The 24,892-nt window shown below is 37.0% G+C and carries 17 protein-coding genes; 12 read left to right on the top strand and 5 right to left on the bottom strand.

What is annotated here, in order from left to right:
- The first annotated feature begins 58 nt into the window (after window positions 1–58).
- The 12 genes from ACFIMW_RS00890 to ACFIMW_RS00835 all read left to right on the top strand — a co-directional run bounded on the left by ACFIMW_RS00890 (window position 59) and on the right by ACFIMW_RS00835 (window position 15,131).
- Window positions 59–295, top strand: a complete 237-nt coding sequence (locus ACFIMW_RS00890; protein ID WP_375607783.1) for a hypothetical protein — start codon at window positions 59–61, stop codon at window positions 293–295.
- Between the two features lie 14 nt (window positions 296–309).
- Window positions 310–978 (top strand): response regulator transcription factor, encoded by a 669-nt coding sequence (locus ACFIMW_RS00885; RefSeq protein WP_375607782.1) that lies wholly within the window; start codon window positions 310–312, stop codon window positions 976–978.
- The gene (locus ACFIMW_RS00880; protein ID WP_375607781.1) at window positions 975–2,393 is read left to right on the top strand and encodes an ATP-binding protein; all 1,419 of its coding nucleotides are present in this window, start codon (window positions 975–977) and stop codon (window positions 2,391–2,393) included. The genes ACFIMW_RS00885 and ACFIMW_RS00880 overlap by 4 nt, the downstream gene beginning before the upstream one ends.
- A gap of 297 nt (window positions 2,394–2,690) precedes the next feature.
- A complete protein-coding gene (locus tag ACFIMW_RS00875) occupies window positions 2,691–3,449 on the top strand; it encodes a tetratricopeptide repeat protein (protein ID WP_375607780.1) in 759 nt (252 codons plus the stop codon).
- A gap of 310 nt (window positions 3,450–3,759) precedes the next feature.
- A complete protein-coding gene (ccmE, locus tag ACFIMW_RS00870) occupies window positions 3,760–4,239 on the top strand; it encodes a cytochrome c maturation protein CcmE (protein ID WP_375606368.1) in 480 nt (159 codons plus the stop codon).
- 7 nt (window positions 4,240–4,246) lie between these two features.
- Complete coding sequence (locus ACFIMW_RS00865; protein WP_375607779.1) at window positions 4,247–6,226, top strand: heme lyase CcmF/NrfE family subunit; 1,980 nt, start codon at window positions 4,247–4,249, stop codon at window positions 6,224–6,226.
- Window position 6,227: 1 nt separating this feature from the next.
- The gene (locus ACFIMW_RS00860; RefSeq protein WP_375607778.1) at window positions 6,228–6,680 is read left to right on the top strand and encodes a cytochrome c-type biogenesis protein CcmH; all 453 of its coding nucleotides are present in this window, start codon (window positions 6,228–6,230) and stop codon (window positions 6,678–6,680) included.
- A 186-nt stretch (window positions 6,681–6,866) separates the two neighbouring features.
- The gene (locus ACFIMW_RS00855; protein WP_375607777.1) at window positions 6,867–8,378 is read left to right on the top strand and encodes a Do family serine endopeptidase; all 1,512 of its coding nucleotides are present in this window, start codon (window positions 6,867–6,869) and stop codon (window positions 8,376–8,378) included.
- Between the two features lie 71 nt (window positions 8,379–8,449).
- A complete protein-coding gene (locus ACFIMW_RS00850; protein WP_375607776.1) occupies window positions 8,450–9,136 on the top strand; it encodes a winged helix-turn-helix domain-containing protein in 687 nt (228 codons plus the stop codon).
- Window positions 9,133–10,515, top strand: coding sequence for a sensor histidine kinase (locus ACFIMW_RS00845; RefSeq protein ID WP_375607775.1), 1,383 nt, complete (start codon window positions 9,133–9,135; stop codon window positions 10,513–10,515). Before ACFIMW_RS00850 ends, ACFIMW_RS00845 begins: the two co-directional genes overlap by 4 nt.
- 77 nt (window positions 10,516–10,592) lie before the next feature.
- A complete protein-coding gene (locus tag ACFIMW_RS00840) occupies window positions 10,593–13,538 on the top strand; it encodes a bifunctional [glutamine synthetase] adenylyltransferase/[glutamine synthetase]-adenylyl-L-tyrosine phosphorylase (protein ID WP_375617354.1) in 2,946 nt (981 codons plus the stop codon).
- A 768-nt stretch (window positions 13,539–14,306) separates the two neighbouring features.
- The gene (locus ACFIMW_RS00835) at window positions 14,307–15,131 is read left to right on the top strand and encodes an outer membrane protein (protein WP_375607773.1); all 825 of its coding nucleotides are present in this window, start codon (window positions 14,307–14,309) and stop codon (window positions 15,129–15,131) included.
- Between the two features lie 1,380 nt (window positions 15,132–16,511).
- Here ACFIMW_RS00835 and ACFIMW_RS00830 read toward each other — a convergent pair.
- The 5 genes from ACFIMW_RS00830 to ACFIMW_RS00810 all read right to left on the bottom strand — a co-directional run bounded on the left by ACFIMW_RS00830 (window position 16,512) and on the right by ACFIMW_RS00810 (window position 24,822).
- A complete protein-coding gene (locus ACFIMW_RS00830; RefSeq protein ID WP_375607772.1) occupies window positions 16,512–17,396 on the bottom strand; it encodes a metallophosphoesterase family protein in 885 nt (294 codons plus the stop codon).
- Between the two features lie 594 nt (window positions 17,397–17,990).
- The gene (locus ACFIMW_RS00825; protein WP_375607771.1) at window positions 17,991–20,087 is read right to left on the bottom strand and encodes a glutamine amidotransferase; all 2,097 of its coding nucleotides are present in this window, start codon (window positions 20,085–20,087) and stop codon (window positions 17,991–17,993) included.
- Window positions 20,084–22,882, bottom strand: a complete 2,799-nt coding sequence (locus tag ACFIMW_RS00820; RefSeq protein ID WP_375607770.1) for a DUF4159 domain-containing protein — start codon at window positions 22,880–22,882, stop codon at window positions 20,084–20,086. The genes ACFIMW_RS00825 and ACFIMW_RS00820 overlap by 4 nt, the downstream gene beginning before the upstream one ends.
- Complete coding sequence (locus tag ACFIMW_RS00815) at window positions 22,879–23,790, bottom strand: DUF58 domain-containing protein (protein WP_375607769.1); 912 nt, start codon at window positions 23,788–23,790, stop codon at window positions 22,879–22,881. Before ACFIMW_RS00815 ends, ACFIMW_RS00820 begins: the two co-directional genes overlap by 4 nt.
- On the bottom strand, window positions 23,791–24,822 hold the full coding sequence (locus ACFIMW_RS00810) for an AAA family ATPase (protein ID WP_375606357.1): 1,032 nt from the start codon (window positions 24,820–24,822) through the stop codon (window positions 23,791–23,793).
- Window positions 24,823–24,892: the final 70 nt, after the last annotated feature.

Below are 24,892 nucleotides of genomic sequence, written 5' to 3'. Positions count from 1 at the left end.
AAAAAACATTATTTCTTTTATTCTTCAGAAGGAAGAATAATAAGTTATTAAAGTATCTATGATGAAAAAAGTTTTTTTAGTTGTAATGTTAGCATCTTTTTTAGGAGCAGATTCTGTTCGAGCAGCTGATTGCGCTGAGGTTGGGAAGAAGGTTGCAATTCAGGAGAAGGGGGTTCTCGTCCGTTCAAAACTGGTTGTTGAGGATGGAAGGGATATGTGTGCAATTGTGGTTGTTGTGCCAGCCCGTAATGGTGAGAAATTGCGCCGTGTTGAGGTTGTGGTTCCTGCCGATTAGTATTAGATGTTGTCATGCGTATTTTAATTGCTGAAGATGATCGGAATCTTCACCATCAATTAGCAGAAGCTGTAAAGCATGCAGGATATGTTTTTGATAGTGCTTTCGATGGTGAAGAGGCTTATTTTTTAGGCAGTACAGAGTCTTATGACGCAGTGATCCTTGATATAGGCTTACCGTCTATTGATGGTATTCGTGTTGTTGAAAAGTGGCGTCAAGAAGGGTACTCCATGCCTGTTTTAATACTAACGGCGCGAGATCGTTGGTCTGATAAGGTGCTTGGTATTGATGCAGGGGCTGACGATTATGTTGTGAAGCCATTTCATTTGGAGGAAGTAATGGCGCGCTTACGGGCATTAATTCGTCGCGCTACCGGACATGCGACAAGTGCATTATGTTGTGGAAATGTTTTATTGGATACGAAGACGTCTCGTGTTTTTGTGGATGGTCAATTGATTAAACTAACATCTTATGAATTTAGACTTCTTTCGTATCTCATGCATCATTGTGACAGGGTTATTTCAAGAACGGAGCTTACCGAACATCTTTATGATCAGGATTTTGATAAGGACTCGAATACGGTGGAAGTCTTTGTAGGTCGGTTACGGAAAAAGCTTGGAGTAGATTTTATTGAGACTATTCGAGGAATGGGATATCGCGTCAGAACGCCAGGTGATAAATGAATATTTTCAAGGAGGATAATTGGTTTGGGAAGCTATTTTTTGTCATTACGCGGTCTCTCAGTTTACGTGTTATGATTTTATCAACATTATGGGTTGTGATTTCTCTTTTATCGATTTCTGCAGTGAGTATTTTATTTTATAAACGTTCAACTGAACAAAGCTTAGAGCGTATCCTTTCTGCTCAACTTTACAGTCTTATTGCAACAGTCATGGTTTCACCGGAAGGCATTTTGAAAGGAGGGGCTGAGATTGATGATATTCGTTATTCTGATCCAACAACGGGATGGTATTGGGAAGTTGTTGCGATATCCCATAATTTAAAAGGAAGATTGACATCTCCCTCATTGGGAACAGGAAAGATATTTACCCCAAGCGAAGTCGATATACCTTTTGATAATAAATTTTTTCGCTCTTATCGGATCAAGGGAAACGATGGCCAAAAGCTACAAGTGATTGAGAGTGATGTTGTTCTTGATAATAAAAATCATATTGCACGTTTTCGGCTTGTTGGGAATATCGATGAAGCCCATGCCCAAGTAAAGGAATTTAAGCAAACTTTGCAAATTTTTCTTTGGAGTTTTGGTATTGGGAGTGTTCTTATTAATATTGCTATTATTTTCTTTAGTTTTCAACCGTTGAAGCTTATTCGACGTGCATTGAATGATATTCGCGAAGGAAGAGTTCATTATGTGAATACGGATTTAGTCAGTGAAGTGATGCCGCTTGTACAAGAGATGAATGCTCTCATTAATAATAATCAGCGTATTATTGAGCGATTTCGCACACAGGTTGGTAATCTCGCGCATTCATTGAAGACGCCTCTATCCGTGATTATGAATGAGACCGATAAGATGCACGGAGAAAAGGCGTGTCTGTTGAGAGAGCAAACGCAAATTATGCGTGCTCAAATCAATCATTATCTTCAGCGGGCGCGGATTGCAGCACAATGCGATAGTATTATCTATCATACATCTGTTCGCAGTGTGATTGATCGTTTAGTGCGGGTTATGAAAAAGCTTAATCCTGAAAAAAAAATTGAATTTATTATGGATGTTGATGATATTGTTTTTTCTGGAGAGAAGGAAGATCTAGAAGAAATTATAGGAAATTTGATTGAAAATGCTACTCAGTGGTCTCGCACAAAGGTGTTGATCTCTTGTTGTATAGAAGAAAATGTTGAAGAAGAGAAATATTTCAGTATCCTTGTTGAAGATGATGGTCCTGGTTTAACAGAAGATAAAATTGATGAAGCATTAAAAAGAGGCCGGCGGTTTGATGAAAGTAAACCGGGGACAGGTTTAGGGTTAGCAATTGTTTCAGATATGGTCAATGAATATGGCGGCAATCTCTTTTTATCGCGTTCTGATTTGGGTGGGTTGTATGCAAAAGTTTTATTACCCAAGATAGGAGAATAACATATTTTTTCCTCTATCAGAAAACATCTATAAGGTGTGTAAAGCAATATTTTCAGACAATACAAAAAGGTAAGGAGGCATTTCAGAAGATCTGTATTTATAATCAAAATAGAAAATAAAGCCTTGTTTTTGTTTTCTTGATAGAGGTGATCTATATGAGAGAAATGAACAATATATTTTATATAAGTTTATAATGTACTCCATGAAAAAATGATTTTTATCATTTAGCATCACTCTTCTTATGAAGAGGATAAAAGGTAAGCGAGAGATTCTCTGTTGGTATTGGAAAAAAGTGATATGCTCTTATTCATTTTTGCAGCATTTTTTCTGGCTTTTCTGGCAAGTGTTCTTTTTCTTTCACTCCGTTTTGACGATAGGATAAAGAAAGAAGGAAAAGTTCAAACCATGGATGGTGATAGAAGTCATAGGCATACGATTGAGTGTAACAAGCTTTATATGCATTATAAAAAAAGGAATATTCTTAAGGCCTTAAGTGTTTTATTTGTTCTTCTCATCACATGGAGTATTTATGGGCTGACAGGTAATCCGGAAGTGAAAAGCTATTTTTTTAGCGAATTAATGGATAAAGATCCTAAAATTCTAAGTCAGCAAGAAAAGCTTGTTCGCTTACAAGTGCTGTTTTTCCGATCACCTCGTGATGGCAAGCTCGCAGATGCGTTAGCAGTAGGGTATCTTGAAGAGCGCCATTTTCAAGAGGCGGTCAATGCTTATTTAGATGCACTTCGTTTGAATGGAGAGACAGCTCCAAGGCTTGTAGGATATGGTTTAGCATTGGTTGGTTATGAAGGAGGCATGATAACGCAAGAAGCACAAAATGCTTTTCAAAAAGCAGCGGATTTAGCGCCAACAGATTTTTATCCACGTTTATTGTTGGCTGATGCATTGCATCAAGCAGGAAAAACTGCGCAGGCAGTGCAATTTTTGCAAAGCTTTCTTGACACAATGCCTGAAAATTTTTCAGGACGATCACGTGTTGAAAAAATGATGATTCAGTTACGTGATTTATCGAGTGGGCCATACAAAGAAAAGGAATAGGCGTCAATTGAGATGAGAAAATAAAAGAGAAAAGCTGTTTAGGAAGATAAAAGAGGGGGCATTCTAGAAGAGAAAGGTATGTGTAGAGACGATTAAAGAACAGAAATGAAGAATGGAAAGAGCGCAATATAAGTGGTTATATATTAAATAAAAATTGGTGAAAAAAGTAAGAAAGCTATTGGTAAGCTTATTAGCAAAGATGAGAGATTGGATAAAAAGTTGCACCTATGTAGAAGATGTGCAAAGCTCTTAAAAAATAAAATATTGATACTTAATTATAACGTATTTAAAATTTTTTCGCAGAGTGTCTATGAACAATCAATCTTTAAAAAGTTCTACTTCGTTGAAGGTTATTTTAGAGCAGCGAAAAAAAAAGCGCTTACTGATCATATTATTATGTTGTTTGGTTATGACAATTGCAGCAAGTCTCATAGTGTATGCAATGCGTCATGCGGTCAGTTTTTTTAGAATGCCCTCTGAAATTACAAGAGAAGATATTTTAACGGGGCGCCCTTTGCGTTTGGGTGGCTTTGTTGAAAAGGGAACTGTTCAATATGTTGGAGAGAGAGGCGTTGTTTTTTTTGTAACGGATAACAAAAAACATGAAAAAGTAGTTTTCAATGGTGCCTTACCGGATCTTTTTCGTGAAGGTCAGGGGGTGATCGTAGAAGGGCATTTCGATAAACAGGGCTTTTTTATTGGGATGCGTATTTTAGCAAAACATGATGAAACTTATATGCCTAAAGAAACAGCTGATCGTTTGAAAAAACATTACATTATGGAGAAATAATTCGATTGTGCTTGTCGAACTGGGTCATATTTTTTTAGCTGCAGCATTTTCAGTAAGCTTATTAGGGGCATTTTTACCTGCTTTAGGTTTTTGGTGGAGAGAGCGTTTGTTAATGCAAACAGTTGTTCCTCTAACATATATCACTTTTACATTACTGCTTTTATCTTTTTTAGTGATAATTTATGCTTATGTCGTATCTGATTTTTCTGTTTTGAACGTTGTTGAGAATTCTCATTCAGAAAAACCGATGCTCTATAAAATTACAGGTGTTTGGGGCAACCACGAAGGCTCTATGTTGTTATGGGTTTTAAGTCTTGCTTTTTTTAGTGCATTGATGGCTTTTTTTAACCAACATTTGCCAGAAGATTTTAAGACGCTTGTTTTAATTTGCCAAAGTTGGATTACAACTGCTTTTCTTTTATTTATTCTTTTTGTATCCAATCCATTTTTACGCGTAAATCCACCAGCATTGCAGGGAAATGGTCTCAATCCTCTTTTACAAGATATCGCATTAGCAATGCATCCACCGCTACTTTACTTAGGGTATGTCGGTTTTTCACTTTGTTTTTCTTTTGCCGTTGCGGCATTGATTATGGGACATGTTGATAGAATTTGGGCGCGTGGGATTCGTCCGTGGCTTTTACTTTCTTGGTGTTTTTTGACATTGGGTATTATGGTTGGCTCTTATTGGGCTTATTATGAGCTAGGATGGGGGGGCTACTGGTTTTGGGATCCTGTTGAAAATGTTTCGTTTATGCCTTGGCTTTCAGGAACAGCTCTTTTACATTCTATTCTCGTTCTCGAAAAACGAGAAATATTAAAAAGTTGGACTTTATTTTTGGCGCTGCTAACTTTTTCTCTTTCTTTAATGGGAACTTTTCTTGTTCGTTCGGGACTTTTAGTTTCTGTTCATAGCTTTGCTATTGATCCAGCACGGGGGCAGGCAATTCTTGCACTTTTATTTTTCTTTACGGGAGTGTCTTTTCTTCTTTTTGCTTTGCGTATCCCTATTTTTAAAACAGAAAGATTTTTTCAACCAATTTCGCGTGAAGGATTTATTGTTTTAAATAACTTGTTATTCATAACAATAACAGCAACCGTATTGATTGGTACGCTCTATCCTTATTTTATTGAGATGTTCACAGGGCAAAAAATTTCTGTAGGAGCTGCTTTTTTTAATCTTACCTGTGGACCGCTCATGCTTTTGCTGTTGTTGTTTGTTCCATTTGGGTCAATGATGGCATGGAAACGCGGTGATTTTCTCGCAGTTTTTGAACGGTTGTGGTTTGTTTTTGTATTGGTTAGTATCATCTGTTTTATAACATTTTACGCGATATCGTTGCATGATATTTTTGCAGTTTTAGGCATTGGGCTTTCAGCATTTGTTTTTTTAGGCAGTTTAGCAAATCTGTGGGGAAAGAGTGGATATGGCAAGACAAATTTTTCAGTATGCGTGAAGAGATTTTTGCGATTGCCATGGTCTGTTTTTGGTGCTGCAATGGCACATATGGGATTAGGCGTTACATTATTTGGCATTGTTTGTGTGGCCAATTTGGGGCAAGAACGTATTTTAACCATGAATATAGGAGATAGGGTGACAATAGCGGATAAAACTCTTTATTTTGATGCAGTGCATGATGGTGTTGGTTCAAATTATTCGGCAATGGAGTTTTATTTTAAAGTATATGAAAATAAAAATATTGTTGGTTATGTAACAGCCTCAAAGCGATTTTATTCAAGTCAAAATACATCAACAACGGAAGTTGGTCTTCAAAATCATGGCTTATCGCAGCTCTATATTGTACCGGGACATATCGATAATCGGGGTCTTGTTGTGCACATATGGTGGAAGCCTTATGTAATATGTATTTGGTTAGGGGCTTTCATAATGGCTATGGGAGGATGTCTTTCTCTTCTGGGGTATTGGTTTCGCATTGGCGTGTACCACAGGGTGCTGCGTGCTTTAAATTTGGGGAGAAGACATTGAGATGAAAAAATTTTATTGGATTTTATTTTTTTTAATGGCAGCGTACCCTTTTCGATTAGCTACAGCAGTAGAGCCGGATGAGATTTTAAAGGATACAACTCTTGAAGCGCGCGCACGAGATATTTCATCGCGTTTGCGTTGTCCTGTTTGCCAAAATCAATCAATTGATGATTCAGATGCTGCTTTAGCACGTGATTTACGGCTTTTCGTTCGGGAAAGATTAAAAATGGGGTATAGCAATCAGCAAGTCATTGACTTTCTTGTTGAACGATATGGTGAATTTATTCTCTTGAAACCACCCTTAAATAAAACAACTTGGTTTTTATGGTTTTCGCCTTTGATAATTATCATCATTGGTGTCAGTGTCATATTTTTCCAGTTAAGACGGTATAATCGTGAAAAAATAATGGATTATGTGAATGAAAAAGAACAATCAAAAATGCCATTGCATTAAAAATGATGTACATATAAAGAAAAAATTCAGATTATCTGCAATGAACATTCAACCTTATTGTATTATATTGGGGAATACTGAAACCTTACAAAATTTTAATAATTTAGACACAAAACGGTAAGGTCTGGTATTTTATAAGTTATCAAAATTGGGATAAAGGAATGATTGAATAGGAGCATAGAATAAATGTTAAAAAAAACATTCTTTAAAACATTTGTTGCAGTAAGTTTTTCCGCAGTATTGGAGAGTGCACTGTTTTTTAGTGGATGTACATCAAGCTTGTGGACGACAAAAGCTCATGCAAGTTCTGTATTGACTTCGTTAATACCACAACAGGGATTTGCAGATATCGTTGCTCAAGTGAAGCCGGCAGTTGTTGCAGTACAAGTAAAGAGCAATAAAAAGAAAAAAGATTGGTTCTTTAGCAACTTTTTTAGTGGTCCGGGTATTGATCAATTACCAGATCAACACCCTTTGAAAAGGCTTTTTAAAGAGTTTTATGATCTTGATAAACCTAAAAATAATTTTCCCAATCATTCGCAGCGACTCCGCCCTGTCGCTTTTGGATCGGGTTTTTTTATTTCGTCTGATGGTTACATTGTGACCAATGATCATGTAATTTCAGAGGGAACAAGTTATTCTGTTGTTCTTGATGATGGTACAAAATTGAATGCAAAGCTCATTGGGAAAGACCCCAAAACCGACCTTGCCGTACTAAAAGTAAATGATAACAGGAAATTTTCCTATGTTGATTTTGGAGATGATTCAAAGCTTCGTGTTGGAGATTGGGTTGTTGCCATTGGAAATCCATTTGACCTTGGTGGAACTGTAACAGCAGGGATTGTTTCAGCGCGCGGACGTGATATTGGCACGGGTGTCTATGATGATTTTATTCAGATTGATGCTGCTGTTAATAGAGGAAACTCTGGTGGACCAACCTTTGATCTTAATGGAAAAGTTGTTGGGGTTAATACAGCAATTTTTTCTCCTTCTGGAGGAAACGTTGGGATAGCTTTTGCTATTCCGGCAACGACTGTCAAACAGGTTGTACAGCAACTTATCGAAAAAGGTTCAGTTCAGCGTGGTTGGTTAGGCGTTCAGATTCAGCCGGTAACAAAGGAGATTTCTGATTCAATAGGTCTAAAAGAAGCAAAAGGCGCTTTGGTTACTGATCCGTTAAAAGGACCAGCAGAAAAGGCTGGTATTAAGGCTGGTGATGTCATTATTTCAGTGAATAATGAAAAGGTTGCCGATGCGCGTGAGTTAGCGAGACGTATTGCAAATATTAAACCAGGAGAAACGGTTGATATAGGGATTTGGAGATCAGGTAAAGAGAAGAATATCAAAGTCAAACTTGCTTCAATGTCTGAAGATGAAAGTAAGGAAGAGGGTTCAAAATATTCAAGTGGACGCGGTGATTTAGATGAAACATTGGAAGATTATGGTTTGATTGTTATTCCTTCTGATGATGGTGTAGGGTTGGTTGTAACCGATGTAGATTCCGATTCAGATGCAGCAGATAAAGGGATACGCCCTGGTGATATCATTGTGACAGTGAATAATAAACCGGTTAAACGAGTCTCTGATATTATTAGCACAATCGAAAATGCTCAGCAGTTAGGACGAAAAGCTATACTCTTACAAGTGCGAACAAATGATCAAAATCGTTTTGTTGCTCTTCCAATTTTCAAAAAATAAAGCTTTGGTTTTAGGACAAATGTTTATTAAAATTTGTCCTAAAACACACTAAAATAATGGAGATGCGTTTTATGAAGATACTCGTTATTGAAGATGATCATGAGACGGGGCGTTATCTCGAAAAAGCTTTTTTGGAAGTAGGGCATTCTGTTGATGTGGCTTATGATGGAGATACGGGATATACTCTAGCGACCACGGAAAATTATGACGTTATGGTTATTGATCGAATGCTTTTGCATCGCGATGGTCTTTCTATTATTGCTGAATTGCGTGCTAAAGGCAATGAAACACCGGTTCTTATTCTGTCGGCATTAGGGCAAGTTAATGATCGTGTCACGGGGTTGCGTGCAGGGGGAGATGATTATTTGACAAAGCCTTATGCTTTTTCTGAACTTCTTGCGCGTGTTGAAGTGTTACAACGGCGGAAGAATCCTAAAGAAGCAGAAACTGTTTATTGCGTAAGTAATCTCGAGCTTGATCGGTTGGCACATACAGTAAAACGGGGAGATAGAAACATCCTATTGCAACCGCGAGAGTTTCGTTTACTTGAATATTTAATGCGATATGCGGGGCAAGTTGTTACACGCACTATGCTTTTGGAAAATGTTTGGGATTACCATTTTGATCCACAAACAAATGTTATTGATGTTCATATATCCCGTTTGAGAGCCAAAATTGAAAAAGATTTTGATGTTCCACTTCTCCATACCGTACGTGGAGCTGGATATATGCTGAAAGCGCCAGATAATAAAGCATGAATCGTTTGATTAATATAATGCGCACGACAGCGTTAAGGCTTTCAGCACTTTATATTTTATTGTTTGGATTGGTAGCAACAGGGCTTTCTATTTATATGACAGCCTTTTCTGTTTCATTGTTAACAAAGCAAACTGAAAAGGCTTTACATGAAGAATTAAAGTATATTGAAAATGCTTATAATTATGGGGGGCTATCTTTATTAATGCGCACTATTAATTATCGTTCAAGACAACCAGGTGCATTTCTTTATCTTGTCACGGATCCTATGGGGCGTATTTTAGCAGGAAATGTCGCACGTATTGAATTAGGCCTTTTGAATCAGAGCGGTTTTATTTCTACCTCTTTTTTGTATTCCCGTTTTGGAGAACCTGGCAAAACAAGTGAACATCGCGCTTTGGCAGTTGTTGTTGATTTGCCTAATGCTATGAAGATTCTTATCGGACGCGATTTGGATGAGCCAGAACGTTTTGCGGCGGTTATTCATAAAGCTGTAATCATTGCACTTGCTGCAATGGTTGGGGGGGCTTTACTCATATGGTTTTTTGTTGGCAGGAGGGCTTTACAAAGGATTGATCACGTAACGGCTGCATCACAGCGTTTGATGAATGGTGATTTCAGTGGGCGTTTACCTGTTTCTGGAGTAGGGGATGAGTTTGATCGACTGTCAACTAATCTTAATGTTATGTTAGATCGCATTGAAGAGTTAAATATTGGTTTGCGTCAAGTATCAGATAATATTGCTCATGATCTAAAAACACCGTTAACACGCCTTAGAAATCGTGCTGAAGAGGCGCTTTCAGGAAATAAAACAAAGCTTGAATATCGTCAGGTACTTGATAGTGTTATTGCTGAATCAGATCAACTTATTCGTACATTTAATGCAATTTTAATGATTTCACGCATTGAAGCGAGCAGTGCAATTGAGCATCTTGAGATGATGAATATGAAATTGATCCTTGAAGATGCTATTGAACTTTACGAACCTTTTGCTGAAGAGTCAGGTGTTTTACTTCAGTTGGGGGATATATTTGATAAAGAGCTTAAATTGAATCGTGAGCTTGTTGCGCAATCAATTTTTAATCTTATAGATAATGCGATTAAATATGCGCCTAAAGGTGGAAGGAAAGCAAAAGTTTGCTTATCAATGGAATATCGTGATGAACATTTATTAGTTGTTGTGAGCGACAATGGACCAGGAATAGCAGAGGATAAACGTGAAAAAGTAACAGAACGATTTGTTCGTCTTGAAGAAAGTCGTACACAAGCTGGTTTTGGGATTGGTTTAAGTATAGCAAAAGCAGTTATGAAGCTTCATGGCGGTGAATTGTTACTTGAAGATGCAAATCCAGGGCTCAGGGCTGTTTTGTTATTTCCTTAAAGATATTTTTCTTCATTTTTCTCTTTTCATATGTAACAACTATTTTAAAAGTATAATGCAATAGAAAGGAAGAAAAAATGCTTTTCAAGGGAGCACAGACGAAACAAGCTTTTTTAAAAACACCGCTTCTTTCTTTATGCCCTCTCGATAAAAGTAGTTCCCAATGGCTAAAAGATATGGAAGAACAAGCAAGGAAAGAAGGTTTAGAACCGCTTGTTTCCATCATTTCAGAGAGTGGAACGCAGATTGATTTTATCAGTTCGGTTATGACCTTATCTCCTTTTTTGCGTGAGGTTTTAATTGCCAATCCATCATATCTTAGTACTTTATTAAACGTTGATATAGAAACAAGACTGAGCGAAATTATAGATGATATTACGGTTATTGATCAGGATGAAACTATAAATGAAACTTCATTAATGGCTGCTTTAAGGCGCAAAAAACGAGAAGCGCATATTCTCATTGCTTTAGCTGATTTGGGTGGTGTTTTTACTTACGAAGTTTCATGTGCTTGGTTGACACGTTTGAGTGAAGCAGCATTAGGTGTAGCATTGCGTTTTCTCTTAAGAGAAGCACATGATCATGGTAAGATTAATTTGCTAAGCCGCGAAAATCCAGAAAAAGACTGTGGTTTAATTATTTTAGGGATGGGAAAATTAGGAGCAGGGGAACTTAATTATTCTTCTGATATTGATCTTATTGTTTTTATTGATGAAACATCATCTCATATTGGTAATCTTTCTGAAAGTGTCGACATATTTTCTAAAATGGTACGTCGATTAATCCGTATCATTCAAGAACGTACTGCGGAAGGGTATGTTTTTCGTCTTGATTTTCGGCTTCGTCCAGATCCAGGATCAACCCCTTTGGCCTTACCAGTAAGGACTGCATTGCGTTATTACGAAGGGCGTGGGCAAAATTGGGAACGAGCAGCCATGATTAAAGCACGTCCAGTTGCTGGCGATAAGAGGGCGGGTTTTAACTTTCTCAAAGAGCTTTTTCCCTATGTGTGGCGGAAGTATTTAGATTATGCTGCTATTGCTGATATTCATTCGATCAAACGTCAAATTCATGCGCATAAAAGTTATGGTCAAATTGCAGCTTATGGCCATAATATAAAGTTAGGTCGTGGGGGTATTCGTGAGATTGAGTTTTTTGTTCAGACACAACAACTTATTGCTGGTGGGCGTTTTCCTCAATTGCGTGGACGTCAGACGGTTGCAATGTTGGCAGAACTTCATGCGCTTGGTTGGATTAGTGAGAAAACGAGAGATAGTCTTATAAAAAGTTATGCTTTTCTGCGAAATGTGGAACATCGTATTCAGATGCTTGCAGATGAACAAACGCATCTTCTCCCAAATGATATTACTCAATTCACGAGTGTTGCCTATTTAATGGGCTATCACGATAGGAGCAGTTTTATTGACGATTTATTAAAAACACTTCATGTTGTTGAAAAGCATTATGCAGCACTGTTTGAGAATGAGCAAGAACTTGGTTTAGAAATTGGTAATTTAGTTTTTACAGGTGAAGAAGATGATCCAGAGACATTAATAACGTTAAGCCGTTTAGGCTTTGAAAGAGCAAGTGATATTTGTCGTATTATGCGCACCCTTCACTGTGGTCGTTATAAAGCAACGCAATCAGCCGAAGCACGCGAGAGATTAACGGAATTAACACCTGCTCTTTTGAAAGCTTTTGGCGCGACAAAGCGAGCTGATGAGGCGATGTTGCGTTTTGATAGTTTTTTACAGGGCTTACCCTCAGGAATTCAACTTTTTAGTCTTTTGCAATCTAATCCCTCTCTTTTGGATATGCTTGTCCTTATTATGGGGGCTGCTCCACGTCTTGCAGAAATTATTGCACGCAGGTCCCATGTTTTTGATGGAATGTTAGATCCGAATATTCTTTCAGAATTACCGACCAAAATGTACTTAGAAAAACGGCTTGAATATTTTCTTGAAAATGTTCTTTCTTATGAGGAAATTCTTGACCATTTAAGAATTTTTGCAGATGAACAACGTTTTTTGATTGGTATTCGAATTTTGAATGGTACAATTACAGGAGAAAGAGCGGGTTTTGCTTTTACTGCGCTTGCTGATCTTATGATTACAAAAACATTTGCTACCGTTCAAGAGGAATTTTCTCGTCTTCATGGTCGTATTAAAGGGGGGCGTGTTGGCATATTGGGTATGGGGAAGCTTGGAAGTCGCGAATTAACGGCAGATTCTGATGTTGACCTCGTTTTGCTTTATGAACACGATGATGATGCAGAAATATCTGATGGAGAAAAGCCTCTTTATATCTCTCAATATTATACGCGTTTAGCACAGCGCCTCGTTTCTGCTTTATCCACTCTTACAAGCCAAGGTGTTCTTTATGTCGTTGATTTAAGATTACGGCCATTAGGCAATAAAGGACCTATTGCTGTTTCTTTTCCATTTTTTAAAAAGTATTATCGCCAAGAAGCATGGATATGGGAATATCTTGCTTTAACAAGGGCTAGAGGCATTGCAGGAGATCCTGATTTTTTACAAAAGCTAGAAAATGAAGTGTGTGCAATTATTGCTATTTCTCGTGATAAGAAGGAAGTTGCAAAAGAAGTATGTGAAATGCGTTCCTTGATTGCAAAAGAAAAGCCGCCAAAAAATCAATGGGATTTAAAAACGATGTCTGGTGGCATTATGGATTTGGAGTTTATTGCTCAATTTTCTCTTATTACGCATGTCATTGAGTTTCACATTGGAGAGACGACAGCAGATATTTTAGATAATTTACCAAATAGTTTTCTTAATCAGTCATGTGTTGCTGATTTACATTATGCCTATGGTCTCTATACAAATTTGAGTCAAATTATACGACTTTGCTTAAATGATTCTCTTGATCCCAATGATATGCCAGCTGGATTAAGTGATCTTTTGTTAAAGAGTGTTGGGGAACCTGATTTGCTTCGTGTTGAAAAATTAATTGCAGAAACTGGGCAATTAGTCTGTTCAGTTTTTACGAAAGTCATGAAACATTAAATGTATTTTATAATGCTTTTATGAAATTATTGAATGCGATTATTAGATAAAATCATAAAAATATATTATAGAAGCTTAAAAATTATTAATTCCATTTTTATATATTAATTTTGATATTTTATGTCATATAGGTTTGAGAGATCTAGAGAGTAAAAACCATTCTCTACTTATTTCCTCAAGTGTCATGAAAGAGTTTCTCTATCAAAAAAGTCATTCTAGGTGTTATTCTTTATACAAAAAGAAATAAGTACTAGATTTTAGCGAATGATGTTGCTCATGTATATGATACAAGAATATGGATCAGTTATAAATCAGTAGTATTATATTAGATATACTTATCAAGTTAGAGATATTAAACACAATAATATATTCAATAATGTTTTTATAATATTAGATTTATATAAAATATTATAGAGGTAGTGGATATATATTATTTATTATTATACAAATATATTGAAGTAAATATGATAAAAAGTTTTATTGATTATATATATTATTTTTTAAACAAAATTGATATTGGAGTTGTTTATATTATTATGGATAATAATAAAATATCCATCTATGAAAGCTATTATAAAGTAATAATTTAAGAAAATTATAAATAAATTTTTTAAATTATTTATAATAATTATGTATTAAAAAATAATTTTATTTTTAAATAGGAGTTTAAAGTTTTTAACTGTGTCATTTTTGCTATAGATTTTTTGCAAAAAATGTGAAACGATTTACTATTATTTATGTATCACATTAGCTTTTAGGGGAGCAATTATGATTACAAAGTATTTAATCTCAACATCTATATTTTCTTTAATTTCAATTTCTATCGTACAGGCGGCGGATAGCGTTATTCCTGAACAGCCTGTTCCTGTTATTGCAGCGCCTTCTTTTTCTTGGACAGGATTTTATCTTGGAGGGCAGATTGGAAACTTTTCAGGCAAAACGACTGCAAGTTATTTAAAAAAAGAGACAGGGATATGGAATCCAGTTGGAAAAGAGAATTTGCCTAAACTTTCTGGTTTTATCGGGGGCGTTTATGCAGGTTCCAATATTGATATCGATAATGGTTTTATTATAGGTATTGATACGGATGTTATGTGGTCTAATAAAAAAAGTACGAAGGATATTCCTCTACAAAAAAATCAAACTGAAGGAATAGCAAAATCTTTAGAAAGAACAGGTCACGCAAGCGATTCTCATGAGGAGGAATCTCCAGCGTTGCCTATTGAGGCTATACAGCATACTTTAAAACAAAAATGGTCTGGTGCTACGCGAGTGAAAGTTGGTTTTGCACTTGAACGTATGATGCCTTATGTTTCTGGAGGAATTGCTTATACGCAGCTTCAGAATATTTTTGCGGCAGTAGCTGATAGCAAAAATGGAGAAGTTGATTTTTCTGATTGGTTGCATGATGAAAAAAAGACCATGATTGGTTATACCCTTGGAGGTGGTATTGATTTTGCAATGACTGATAATATTATTGTACGTGCAGAATATCGTTATTCAGATTTTGGCAAAAAGAAATTCATACAGGATAAATTTGAAATGGGCTACAAGACAAACGATTTCCGTGTGGGTGTAGCTTATAAATTTTAATTTTTTGCAGAATTAAACACTTCAAAAGTCTCATTTTCGAATGAGGCTTTTGTTTTTCAGATATGTTCTAGTAAATATCCTTTACTCAAAAAAGCTACTATTTTATTCGAACAATACTTTGATTTGTAAATATAAATTACTTTTTGTCATGTTGAGTCAGAGACCCAAGTGTCATAAGATTTTCTCATTTTTAACCTATACTATATTGAACCAATCAAAACCATGTCTTTTGCACACCAAAAAGAGGGAGATTCGTGAGATAAAAACATTCAAGAAAGAATAAAAATGCTTCTTATGAACCATATTAAGTGCTAAAAACTTTCGCTACATTAGGGGGTGGCGAAGTATGAGATTTGATACGAGCTTGCTTTTCCATAAACGTGAAGATGGTGTTGCTAAATGGACTTAACATTACATCATTCATAGGTGCCGTCGGGAAATGGGTTTGGGTGCTTTAAAAGATGCTTTTTTAAACCAACATGTGAATTGGCAAGCTAATGGCATTTTATTTTATTTGAAAGATTTCTCATACAATCAACTTTTCTGTTTTGCGGTATCGTAAAATATTTTATTTAATAACAAAAAGCTCGCAAAAAATTCTAAAGAACATAAAATTACATCCACAATGTAACTCAATAATAAAATAATTATAAAGAGTATTATAAAGTGATTTATAGGAAAAAATAGATGAAAAATTAGGAATTTATTGAGACATAAAAAATATTATTACCTATGTTTTTTATCGAAACATAATCTATTATTTTTCCTAATTTTTTAATGTACGATAATAAATTTTGAGTGAAATAGTAATGGATCATTTCAAATCTATTTACGATAAATCAATCAACATCATTTGTTTATGAATCACAAGTATATTGGGTTATTTAAATTATATACTTTAGTTATTATTTGGCTTTTTTAGCCATTGATTTTCAGGCATAGAAGCTGAATGAGCTTCTCTATTATTCTATAAAATATCATCATTGTAATAATATAAGGATTTTACGCATTAGATGCTTTTGGAGGAGTGGATGATGAAATTCAAAGCAGGGTTTATGTGTAGAGCTTTGTGAAGTAAATCACATGTGCGATTAGCAGCTGGAACCCTTGAGACAAGAAGCCGAATTATTTATAAATCAGATGTGGTAGAATTTTCGTCCTTTAGGGCGGGAAGGAAGAAAACCAAAACCGATAAGTTTGTAAAAAGCTAGTCACATAAGTGGGGCTGCAGATGGAACTGTCTGAGAAAAATTGATCTATTGACAGAGAAGGTGAAACTTTATCTTTTAAGGAGAAAAAGGAAATAAGAATTATGATTTCCAAAGGGATATGAAATAAAAATATTTTCATTTTTGGTTGTTTGGGCAACTATGAAGGTGTTTAAAGATTAATTGTTTCAGTACATGCAATCTCGTTTTTGGGGTTGATAATGCTATAACGTTGTAATTGGCAATGCCATTGATTTTGTAAGCGTTCAATGGAAAATAAATTAAAACCTGCGGGCGGTTTTTTATCTCCAAAAGCTTGTGATGCGGAAGGAACACCAACAATAGGAATTTTTTTAATTGGTCCTTCAATGTAATTCAATGTGGGTAAATGAGTATGTCCGTGAAGAATAAGCTCACAACCGTGGTATTTGATAATGTCTAGAAAACGTTTTATATCCCGTAGTTTTTTATGCCAAGACGTTGCCTTTGGAAAGGGGGGGTGGTGAATCATGACGACACGAAAAAGGTTGCATTGTGCTGCTTCCTTTAAAAAGAGCGGTAAAGTTTGCGCTTGCATTTTACCAAAATAACCGGAAGCTTGAAAAGGCAATGTCGCAATGGCTGAAGAAGCTGCTATGATGGCAACATCTTTACGAATGCGCATATAAGGAAAGACGCTTTTTTGAGGGATGTCACCTGTAATCCAAGGTTTAAAAAGAGTGCATGCTTTTTGTAAAGCGCCGCGGACATAGGCATCATGATTTCCAAATGTCAAAGAAATATTTTGGGGTTGTCCTAAGTTAAGGAGCCAACGATACGCTTGTTCAAATTCCTTATCGAGAGCAAGATTGACAAGATCACCAGAGATCACCAGGTGATCAGGCTTTGTTTTTTTCAAGGCATCCATTAAAGTTTCTAAGACATTTGTTGCCATCTGACTCTTACGTTTTTTTTGCCAGTTCAGATAACCGGTAAGACGCTTCCCAGAAAGTTCAAAAAGGGAAGGTTGTGGGAGAGGGGAAAGATGTACATCCGATATATGGGCAAGATAAAACATAAAAGCTCGTAGAGTATTAAAAACGATTTAAAGAATAAACATAAGATAACTTAGTGTTTAAAGGCAAGAAAGATGGTAAAATGAAAATTAGCTTGCAAAAAAGAATGTCTCAAGCGGAATTTTCCAAATAGAATATCCCTAATAAAATATCATTGTGTCGTACATTCACATATTTGTAAAAAACATTTCTCAATGCGTTTGAGCTAATTTCAAGACGGTACTCGATATTATAATGGAAAGCTTCTGTGAACTATATAGGGCTTACTGTACACTACCATCTCTACGCTTATACAAGGTGCAAATAAAAAACATCATACTATTTTCCCCCAATTTTATGAAAATTCTTGCTTTGCTTTAAGAGGATTTATAAGAGGTATTTCACTCTTTTCTTCAATGGTTTCTATCCATACAGCATTTCTTCTAATAATACGCAAGAGAATGTTTTTTATTATTTTAATATGAGGATATTGGAAATAAGGAGAATTCCACTGTATTTTGAGTTATAAATCAATACGTTATATAATTATAAAAGACAAGTAAATACGTAAAAGGATAAGCTAAATTTAAAAACTATTATACTAAATTTCAGATTTTTTAACGGCCTTCACAATACCACATGCTGCTCAACAGTAAAAGGCAGGCAAGCAGTGCAAAAAAGCCAGAAAATATCGAAAAATAAAAGGTATTGATTAAACGGGTTTCGGTTGCTTCTTTCAGAACAATTGAATGTGCTGGGGAAGAGGACGGACTTTTTTTTGATTGAATCAGCTTGAATGGAGGAAGATGAAAATTTTCTTTTCCCTCAGGGTGTAAACGTCCGATGTAGCCACCAGTGTGCTTAATAATGGGGGCCAGTTTTTCTTGTGTTGAAGTCAAGTCAAACAACTCAAGATTATCGAGCATCCCTACAGAAGAAAGTATTGTTAAATCGCCATTTTTAATGGTAAAAACTCCTGTCTCATCAGTGGTCACAGTTGCAGTAAAAAGGCCTTCTTGTTCTTTGGTGAGAGTAATATTTTCTTTTTTTCCAGAGGGAAAGATTATTTCGACGGGCTCTGGATGCTCTTTGAGGGTTTGGCGGCGAATTGTTAAATGATGATTGCTGCTGGTTGCACTTAATTTTTCTTCTTCAAGTTCTGGTTCTTTCATAAGCCAATGGGCAATTCGTCGATAAAGAGCAGCATAAGGACCTCCGCCTTCGAAACCTCTAGCCCAAAGCCAACTTTCATCGGAAAGCAACATGCCTACACGCCCTTTATCAACATGGGAGAGAATTAAAAGTGGTTGTTCATTGGCTCCTTTCATGAGGGCGATTCCGTTATTTATATTTTGAATAGCAATTTGTCGCAACCATTGTCCCCATTGAGAAGCTGGAAGGTTAAGTGTTGCAAGACCCCTTGTGACAGGATGGCGCTCACCTTCTTTGGTTAATGTGGGGCGAAAAGGTTTTTCAATAATAGTTCCATTGGGCAATGCCGGTAGAATGCTTATTAAAGGTGTTTTCGCAAGTGAGTTTTTTTGGGTAAATTCAGGTCCTGTTACCATCAACAATGCACCCCCCTTTTGTACATATTGGGCGATATAATCATAATAGATTAAGGGGAGAACAGTAGAGTGCTGGTAGCCATCAAGGATGATGAGATCAAAGTTATTAATTTCTTCAACAAAGAGCTTTCTTGTGGGAAAGACCACTAAGGATAATTGGCTTGAGGGCGTATTATCTGCTTTGGTGGGGGGACGCAAAATAGTAAAGTGAACAAGATCAATATTGGAGTCACCTTTCAAAAGGTCTCGCCATGTCCGTTCTCCATTATAAGGAGCACCTGAAATAAGAAGAACGCGTAAATTTTCTCTGATTCCTTCAATAATTGTTATAGCGCGGTTATTTTCAAAGCTTAGTTCACCTTTGTATGGATCAGTTATAACTTGGATAATATTTTTTTCAGCATGAGGAAGAGTAATTTCAGTTTGAAAAATCACGCCAGGAGTTACAGAATAATGGCCAATGTCTTGTCCATTGACGCTTAGTGTAATATTTGCTTTCTGTGGTATTGTTTTTTTGGCGGGGCCTTTATCTTCTACCAAAATAGAGAGCGTTTGTGGTTTGTTGACAAGGGCAAAGCGTGGAGGAGAAATAAACTTGATTTGGCGATCAAATTCATCTGAGTATCCTGTAATCAAAGCATTGAGAGGTACTTCATGATGAAGATCTGATAGGTCAGGGATGTCATGCACTTGTCCATCAGTGATAAAAATGGTTCCTGCATAACGAGAGAGTGGTACATCAGATACTGCTTGTGTTAAAGTCTCAAACAAATTCGTTGAGGGCGCATACTGATTATCAGCAAGTTTTCCAGCTTCAATAAAACGTGGTTCAAATTGTGGATAATGCGCCAATACTTGAGTTAATTGCGCGCGCGCTTCATCACTGTCGTTTGTACGTGTTCCAAATGTTTGGCTTTTGCTGCGGTCAATAATAATTCCCACTGTGCTTTTCAGTGGTTCGCGCTGTTCTTTTATGATCATTGGATTAAGCAAAGCAAGGATGAGGGCGCTTAATGCCATCAGACGAAATATAGAACCTTGACGTTGCGTAACAAGACCAACAACGACAAAAAGAAAGGATATTCCGCTTAAGAGCAGAATCCAAAAGAGTGGTAAGAAAGGCTGAAAAGTAAAAAGTGGTATCATTGCCTTCTTTCTCTTTTAAAGCGTTCCAAGAGCGCAGGAACATGAACTTGGTCCGCTTTATAGTTTCCTGTAAGCACATAAAGAACAATATTTAAACCTGCGCGAAATGCCCATAGACGTTGCATTGGATCATTGGGAACAAGGGGATATTTCCATGTTCCTTTTTCATCGAGTGCCCAAGCACCGGCAAAGTTATTTGCGGTGATGAGAAGAGAACTTACGTTATCACCACTGGCAAGAGAATTTTTATTTTTTTTGTTTGTTGATGAGGATTCAACCCATAAAGGTGAACCACGGTAGAGACCAGGAAAATCTGGCATAATATAAAAGGAACGTGCAACAACGTGATCGGTTGATGCTGGCTCAATGGATGGAATATTTAATCCTTTTAAGATGGTTCGTAATCTTTGCGTTTCTGGAGTGGCATCTCCTTCAAGATTAAGATTGCTCTTTATCTGATCGCGTGTGTCAAATAAAATTGTTCCCCCATGTTTCATAAAATTATTTATTTTTTCAAGGCTTTTGGGAGTTGGTATAGGACTCTCAACATCAATTGGCCAGTAAATAAGAGGATAAAAGGAGAGTTCATCTTTATCGAGATCAAGTGCTGTAACAGAGCCAGGGGAAAGCATTGTGCGCTCTGCAATAAATTGGCTTAAGGCTTCTAGACCACTTTTACTCGTTGTATCAATTTCACGATTGTTGGTTATAACGTAGGCAAGATGTGTTGCACCAGCGGCTTGTACACTATCATGATGATTTTCTGTCGTTTGTGCATGAAGAATTGGAGCATATGCAAACAAGGCAATAAGAATTATGAGAGGGAGGAAAAACATATTATGCCGTTTATTGAAAGAAAAAATACCTCCCATCCATAAAATGAGAAAATTATCAAAGGCGAATAATAAGATGGCTAATCCTAAAAGTGGACCGGTAAGATTTTTTTCTTTTATATCGTAAGATAAAGGACTCTTGTTAAGAGAAGGTGGCAATGATGATTGTTTCATCAAGCGCGATGAATGAGTTAAGAGATTAAGCGCATAAAAATTGTTTTTGACACCATAAAGTCCTGGTGGGGTATGATAGGAAGGACGGGGTGGATTTTGAGCATCAAAGACCAGTGGAACAATATCAGAGGATGGTACTTGTAATTGTCCGTCAACGGCTATAGTTCGCCAAGGGTTTTGTACCACTGTTCTTTTTTCTCTGTGTGTTAGGTTTGTGTTTTCGTTAGAATCTAATGTGATTAATTTTTGCAGCATTTGTGCAAAAAAGCCAGAAAGAGGAAGATTAGACCATGTTGGGTCAGGAGCAACATGAATGAGAATGAGGGTTCCTTTACCACGTTTTGCTGCGGTAATAAGAGGAGTTCCATCCGAAAGGCTAAGCCACGTTTTTTCAAAAAGATCTGGGCTTGGTTCTGCGAGGATTTGGCGAGAGACAGTAACATCTCCTGGAAAGGGAAGACCAAAGAAAAAGCTATTTTTTGCAAAAGGTGCAAGCTTTTGTGGTTTTGTCCAAGACATAATACTTCCAAGGGAACGTTGGCCTGGGCGCAGTGGTATCGGAAGAAGGTTATCGTAATGTTCTGCGCTACTGAGTTTTTCTCCTGCAAAGCGGATGAGTGTTCCCCCTTTATTCACAAAATCAGAAAGTTTTTTTTCTGCATTTTCCGGCATGTTAACAATGTCACCCATAATAAAAACAGATGGATTTTGTTTAAGCAAATGATCAATATCCGTTGAAAGTTCTCTTCCACCGGCTGTTATAAGCTGTGTATGACCTTGTAAGGCTTTAATAATGTAATAAAATGGAGCAAGTAAAGGCTGTGCCATTTCATTGGTATCGGGTGAGAGAAGAGCAACACGGCTTATCCTGTTATGGCTGTCTACCAAGAAGGTTGCAGCAGCATGGTTTTGATTGTTTATTTTTATCCAAGCGATATCATTGCGTAGTTCAAGTGGTACATTAAAAGGAACAAGTACTGTTGTTTCTCCTTCAGAGAAATTGTTCGTAAATTGACCGAGAAGTTGATTATTTGAATCGTAAAGGCTGAGTATAGCGGGAGTATTACTGTGTGTTGTTGAGCGGATAATACGCGCGCCCATGTTTCCATTGTTATTTTCTATGGATGTTATGCCGGTTAAATCGGAAATATCAGTCAAATACCACAAGAAGTTTCTAGGTTTTAGTTCTTCAAGAAGAGCAAAAGCTTGCTCATCTTCATTTGTTTGTAATCCATCACTTAAATAAGCAATATCAAGAGGTTTTCCTTTGGTTATTTCGCTGAGTTTTTTGAAGGCATGCACACGGTTGACAGGCCAAGGACGCGGTTGCAAATGCATTAAATGCTGTTTTATAATCTTGGCTGGTTGGGGCTCTATATTGGAGATATCATGTTCAGCCGTTGCAACAAGATAAATATCTTTTTGCTGTTTTTCTGCCTGTGCAAGGAGTATTTCAGCGATAGAGATGCGTTTTTTCCATTCTTTTACAGAAACCCAACCATTATCAATAATGAGTACAAGGGGGTGAGACCCAGAAAGGCTTATTGGTTTTTGATTCCAAGTGGGGCGTGCTAGAGCTATGATAACAAGTGCCGCTATGGTTAAACGCAACAAGAGCAACCACCAAGGTGTATGTTTTGCTGTTTCTTGTTGATGAGTTGGTTTGGGTAAGAAGCGAAAAGGGGGAAAAAGCTCTTTACGCGGAGATGGAGGAGTTATCCGCAATAGCCACCAAATGACCGGTAGGAACAAAAGCCCTAGTAACAGAAAGGGAGCAGCAAAACTCAAAGTGCCCTCCTTTTTTGCAATGGAGAGTCGCTCATTGTATTTGCGAGATGAAAAATGGTCTCTGTTAAAGGTTGATCCGTTGTACTAACGTGATAAGACCATCCTTGGCGTGCGCAAAAATTTACCAATTCTTGTCGCCTTGCGTGATATAGTTTACAATAGCTCTTACGAAGATCTTCTGCTTTAGTGGAAACATGTTTCTCTTTCGTTTCAGGATCCAAAAATGCTGTGTGACCTGTGTAGGGGAAGCTTTCTTCTGCGGGATCAGAAATTTCAATTAAATGAGCTGTCACCTGTTTTGTAGTTAAAACGGTTAAATGTTGGATGATTTTTTCAGGATAGTCGAGAAAATCACTCATTATAACGACATGTGAAAAGCGTGTAATCGTTGAAAAATTCGGAAATGAATTTTCATCTGAATGATTTTCTAAAGCAAAGGCTATTCGTTCTACGACATTGGATGTCATTGTGGGGGACATTAAGTTGGGAATAGCAATATGTTCGCCACTGCGTGCAAGAAGGGATGCCAAGGTAAGGGTAAGAAGAGTGGCATGATTACCTTTAGAGATTTTAGAAAAGCGCGAACAGTAATGCATTGATGCGCTCTGATCAGGACAAAGCCAAACGGTTTGTGTCATTTGCCATTCATGTTCACGGAGATATGTATTTTCATCACGCGCTGAGCGACGCCAGTCAATACGGCTAATGGATTCTCCTTCCATATAGGGACGAAATTGCCAAAAGTTTTCCCCATTACCGCTTTTACGTTGTCTATGCCATCCGGTTATCAATGTATTAGCGATATGACGCGCTTGTAAAAGGAAATATGGCATTTTGCCAGTATCCTTATGCAGTTCATTTGCCAGCGACAATGGAGGCTTTTGTAAAACTTTTTTGCCAAGAGCCATTCAAAGAGCATCTTTCACAAGGTTATTAATAATATCTTTTACGGTTATATCTTCAGCACGGGCAGAAAAATTAAGAGCCATGCGGTGTTGTAATACGGGATAGGCCAATGCTTCAACATCATCAAGTGAAGGAGCTAAGCGTCCATAATAAAGAGCACGAGCGCGAACACAAAGTGAAAGGGCTTGTGATGCCCGTGGACCAGGTCCCCAAGAAACATAAGTATTAGCAAGGCTATTGTCTTTATGAGGGCGAGATGAGCGGACAATTTTTAAAATAGCTTCAATCACATTTTCTGAAAGAGGCATTTTGCGAACGATATTTTGAATTTTTTGCAATTTTTTGCCGGATAAAATTGGTTTTGCATTTGATTTTTTTTCTTTTGTTGTTTCTAAAATAATCCGTCGCTCTGTTGTGAGGTCAGGATAGTCAATATCGATTTGCATCAAAAAGCGATCCAGTTGTGCTTCAGGAAGTGGATAGGTCCCTTCTTGTTCGAGAGGATTTTGCGTTGCAAGAACATGAAAAGGTTGTGGCAAATCATAACGGGTACCTGCAACAGTAACATGATATTCTTGCATAGCTTGTAAAAGGGCTGACTGTGTCCGTGGGGAAGCACGATTGATTTCATCGGCCATGAGAAGTTGCGTGAAAATAGGACCTTGAATGTATCGAAAAGAACGTTTACCGTCTTTATCGGAATCCATAATTTCAGAACCAATAATATCCGATGGCATTAAGTCAGGAGTGAATTGGATGCGTTTTTCATCAAGCCCTAAGACTGTTCCCAATGTTTCAACAAGACGTGTTTTTGCAAGTCCTGGAGCACCGACAAGAAGGGCGTGACCACCAGCAAAAATAGCGATTAAAGCATATTCGATTACCTGATTTTGCCCAAAAATAACTTTGTCAATTTCTTTTTGTAAAATATCCAACTCTTTGTGTGCCGTATCAATATCATCAATAATGACTTGAGCTTCATGATTGATATTGACCTTTTTTATAGAATTGGATGATGGATCATGTTGACTCATATTTCTTCCTTAAGGCGTTTGTCGCAAAAATGGTAATTTTCTCTGCATGATAATGGATATCTTATTGTTT

Origin of the sequence: Bartonella sp. AC329YNZD (assembly GCF_042196685.1) — a bacterium.
Taxonomy (GTDB): domain Bacteria; phylum Pseudomonadota; class Alphaproteobacteria; order Rhizobiales; family Rhizobiaceae; genus Bartonella.
This window is presented reverse-complemented; position numbering and strand designations above follow the sequence as displayed.

What these genes read in the sequence shown, in the direction of transcription:
- ACFIMW_RS00860 (WP_375607778.1), top strand. Translation starts at nt 6,228, where the DNA reads ATGAAAAAATTTTATTGGATTTTATTTTTTTTAATGGCAGCGTACCCT.
- ACFIMW_RS00890 (WP_375607783.1), top strand. Translation starts at nt 59, where the DNA reads ATGATGAAAAAAGTTTTTTTAGTTGTAATGTTAGCATCTTTTTTAGGA.
- ACFIMW_RS00845 (WP_375607775.1), top strand. Translation starts at nt 9,133, where the DNA reads ATGAATCGTTTGATTAATATAATGCGCACGACAGCGTTAAGGCTTTCA.
- ACFIMW_RS00825 (WP_375607771.1), bottom strand. Translation starts at nt 20,087, where the DNA reads ATGATACCACTTTTTACTTTTCAGCCTTTCTTACCACTCTTTTGGATT.
- ccmE (WP_375606368.1), top strand. Translation starts at nt 3,760, where the DNA reads ATGAACAATCAATCTTTAAAAAGTTCTACTTCGTTGAAGGTTATTTTA.
- ACFIMW_RS00855 (WP_375607777.1), top strand. Translation starts at nt 6,867, where the DNA reads ATGTTAAAAAAAACATTCTTTAAAACATTTGTTGCAGTAAGTTTTTCC.
- ACFIMW_RS00875 (WP_375607780.1), top strand. Translation starts at nt 2,691, where the DNA reads ATGCTCTTATTCATTTTTGCAGCATTTTTTCTGGCTTTTCTGGCAAGT.
- ACFIMW_RS00815 (WP_375607769.1), bottom strand. Translation starts at nt 23,790, where the DNA reads ATGGCTCTTGGCAAAAAAGTTTTACAAAAGCCTCCATTGTCGCTGGCA.
- ACFIMW_RS00835 (WP_375607773.1), top strand. Translation starts at nt 14,307, where the DNA reads ATGATTACAAAGTATTTAATCTCAACATCTATATTTTCTTTAATTTCA.
- ACFIMW_RS00840 (WP_375617354.1), top strand. Translation starts at nt 10,593, where the DNA reads ATGCTTTTCAAGGGAGCACAGACGAAACAAGCTTTTTTAAAAACACCG.
- ACFIMW_RS00885 (WP_375607782.1), top strand. Translation starts at nt 310, where the DNA reads ATGCGTATTTTAATTGCTGAAGATGATCGGAATCTTCACCATCAATTA.
- ACFIMW_RS00810 (WP_375606357.1), bottom strand. Translation starts at nt 24,822, where the DNA reads ATGAGTCAACATGATCCATCATCCAATTCTATAAAAAAGGTCAATATC.
- ACFIMW_RS00880 (WP_375607781.1), top strand. Translation starts at nt 975, where the DNA reads ATGAATATTTTCAAGGAGGATAATTGGTTTGGGAAGCTATTTTTTGTC.
- ACFIMW_RS00850 (WP_375607776.1), top strand. Translation starts at nt 8,450, where the DNA reads ATGAAGATACTCGTTATTGAAGATGATCATGAGACGGGGCGTTATCTC.
- ACFIMW_RS00830 (WP_375607772.1), bottom strand. Translation starts at nt 17,396, where the DNA reads ATGTTTTATCTTGCCCATATATCGGATGTACATCTTTCCCCTCTCCCA.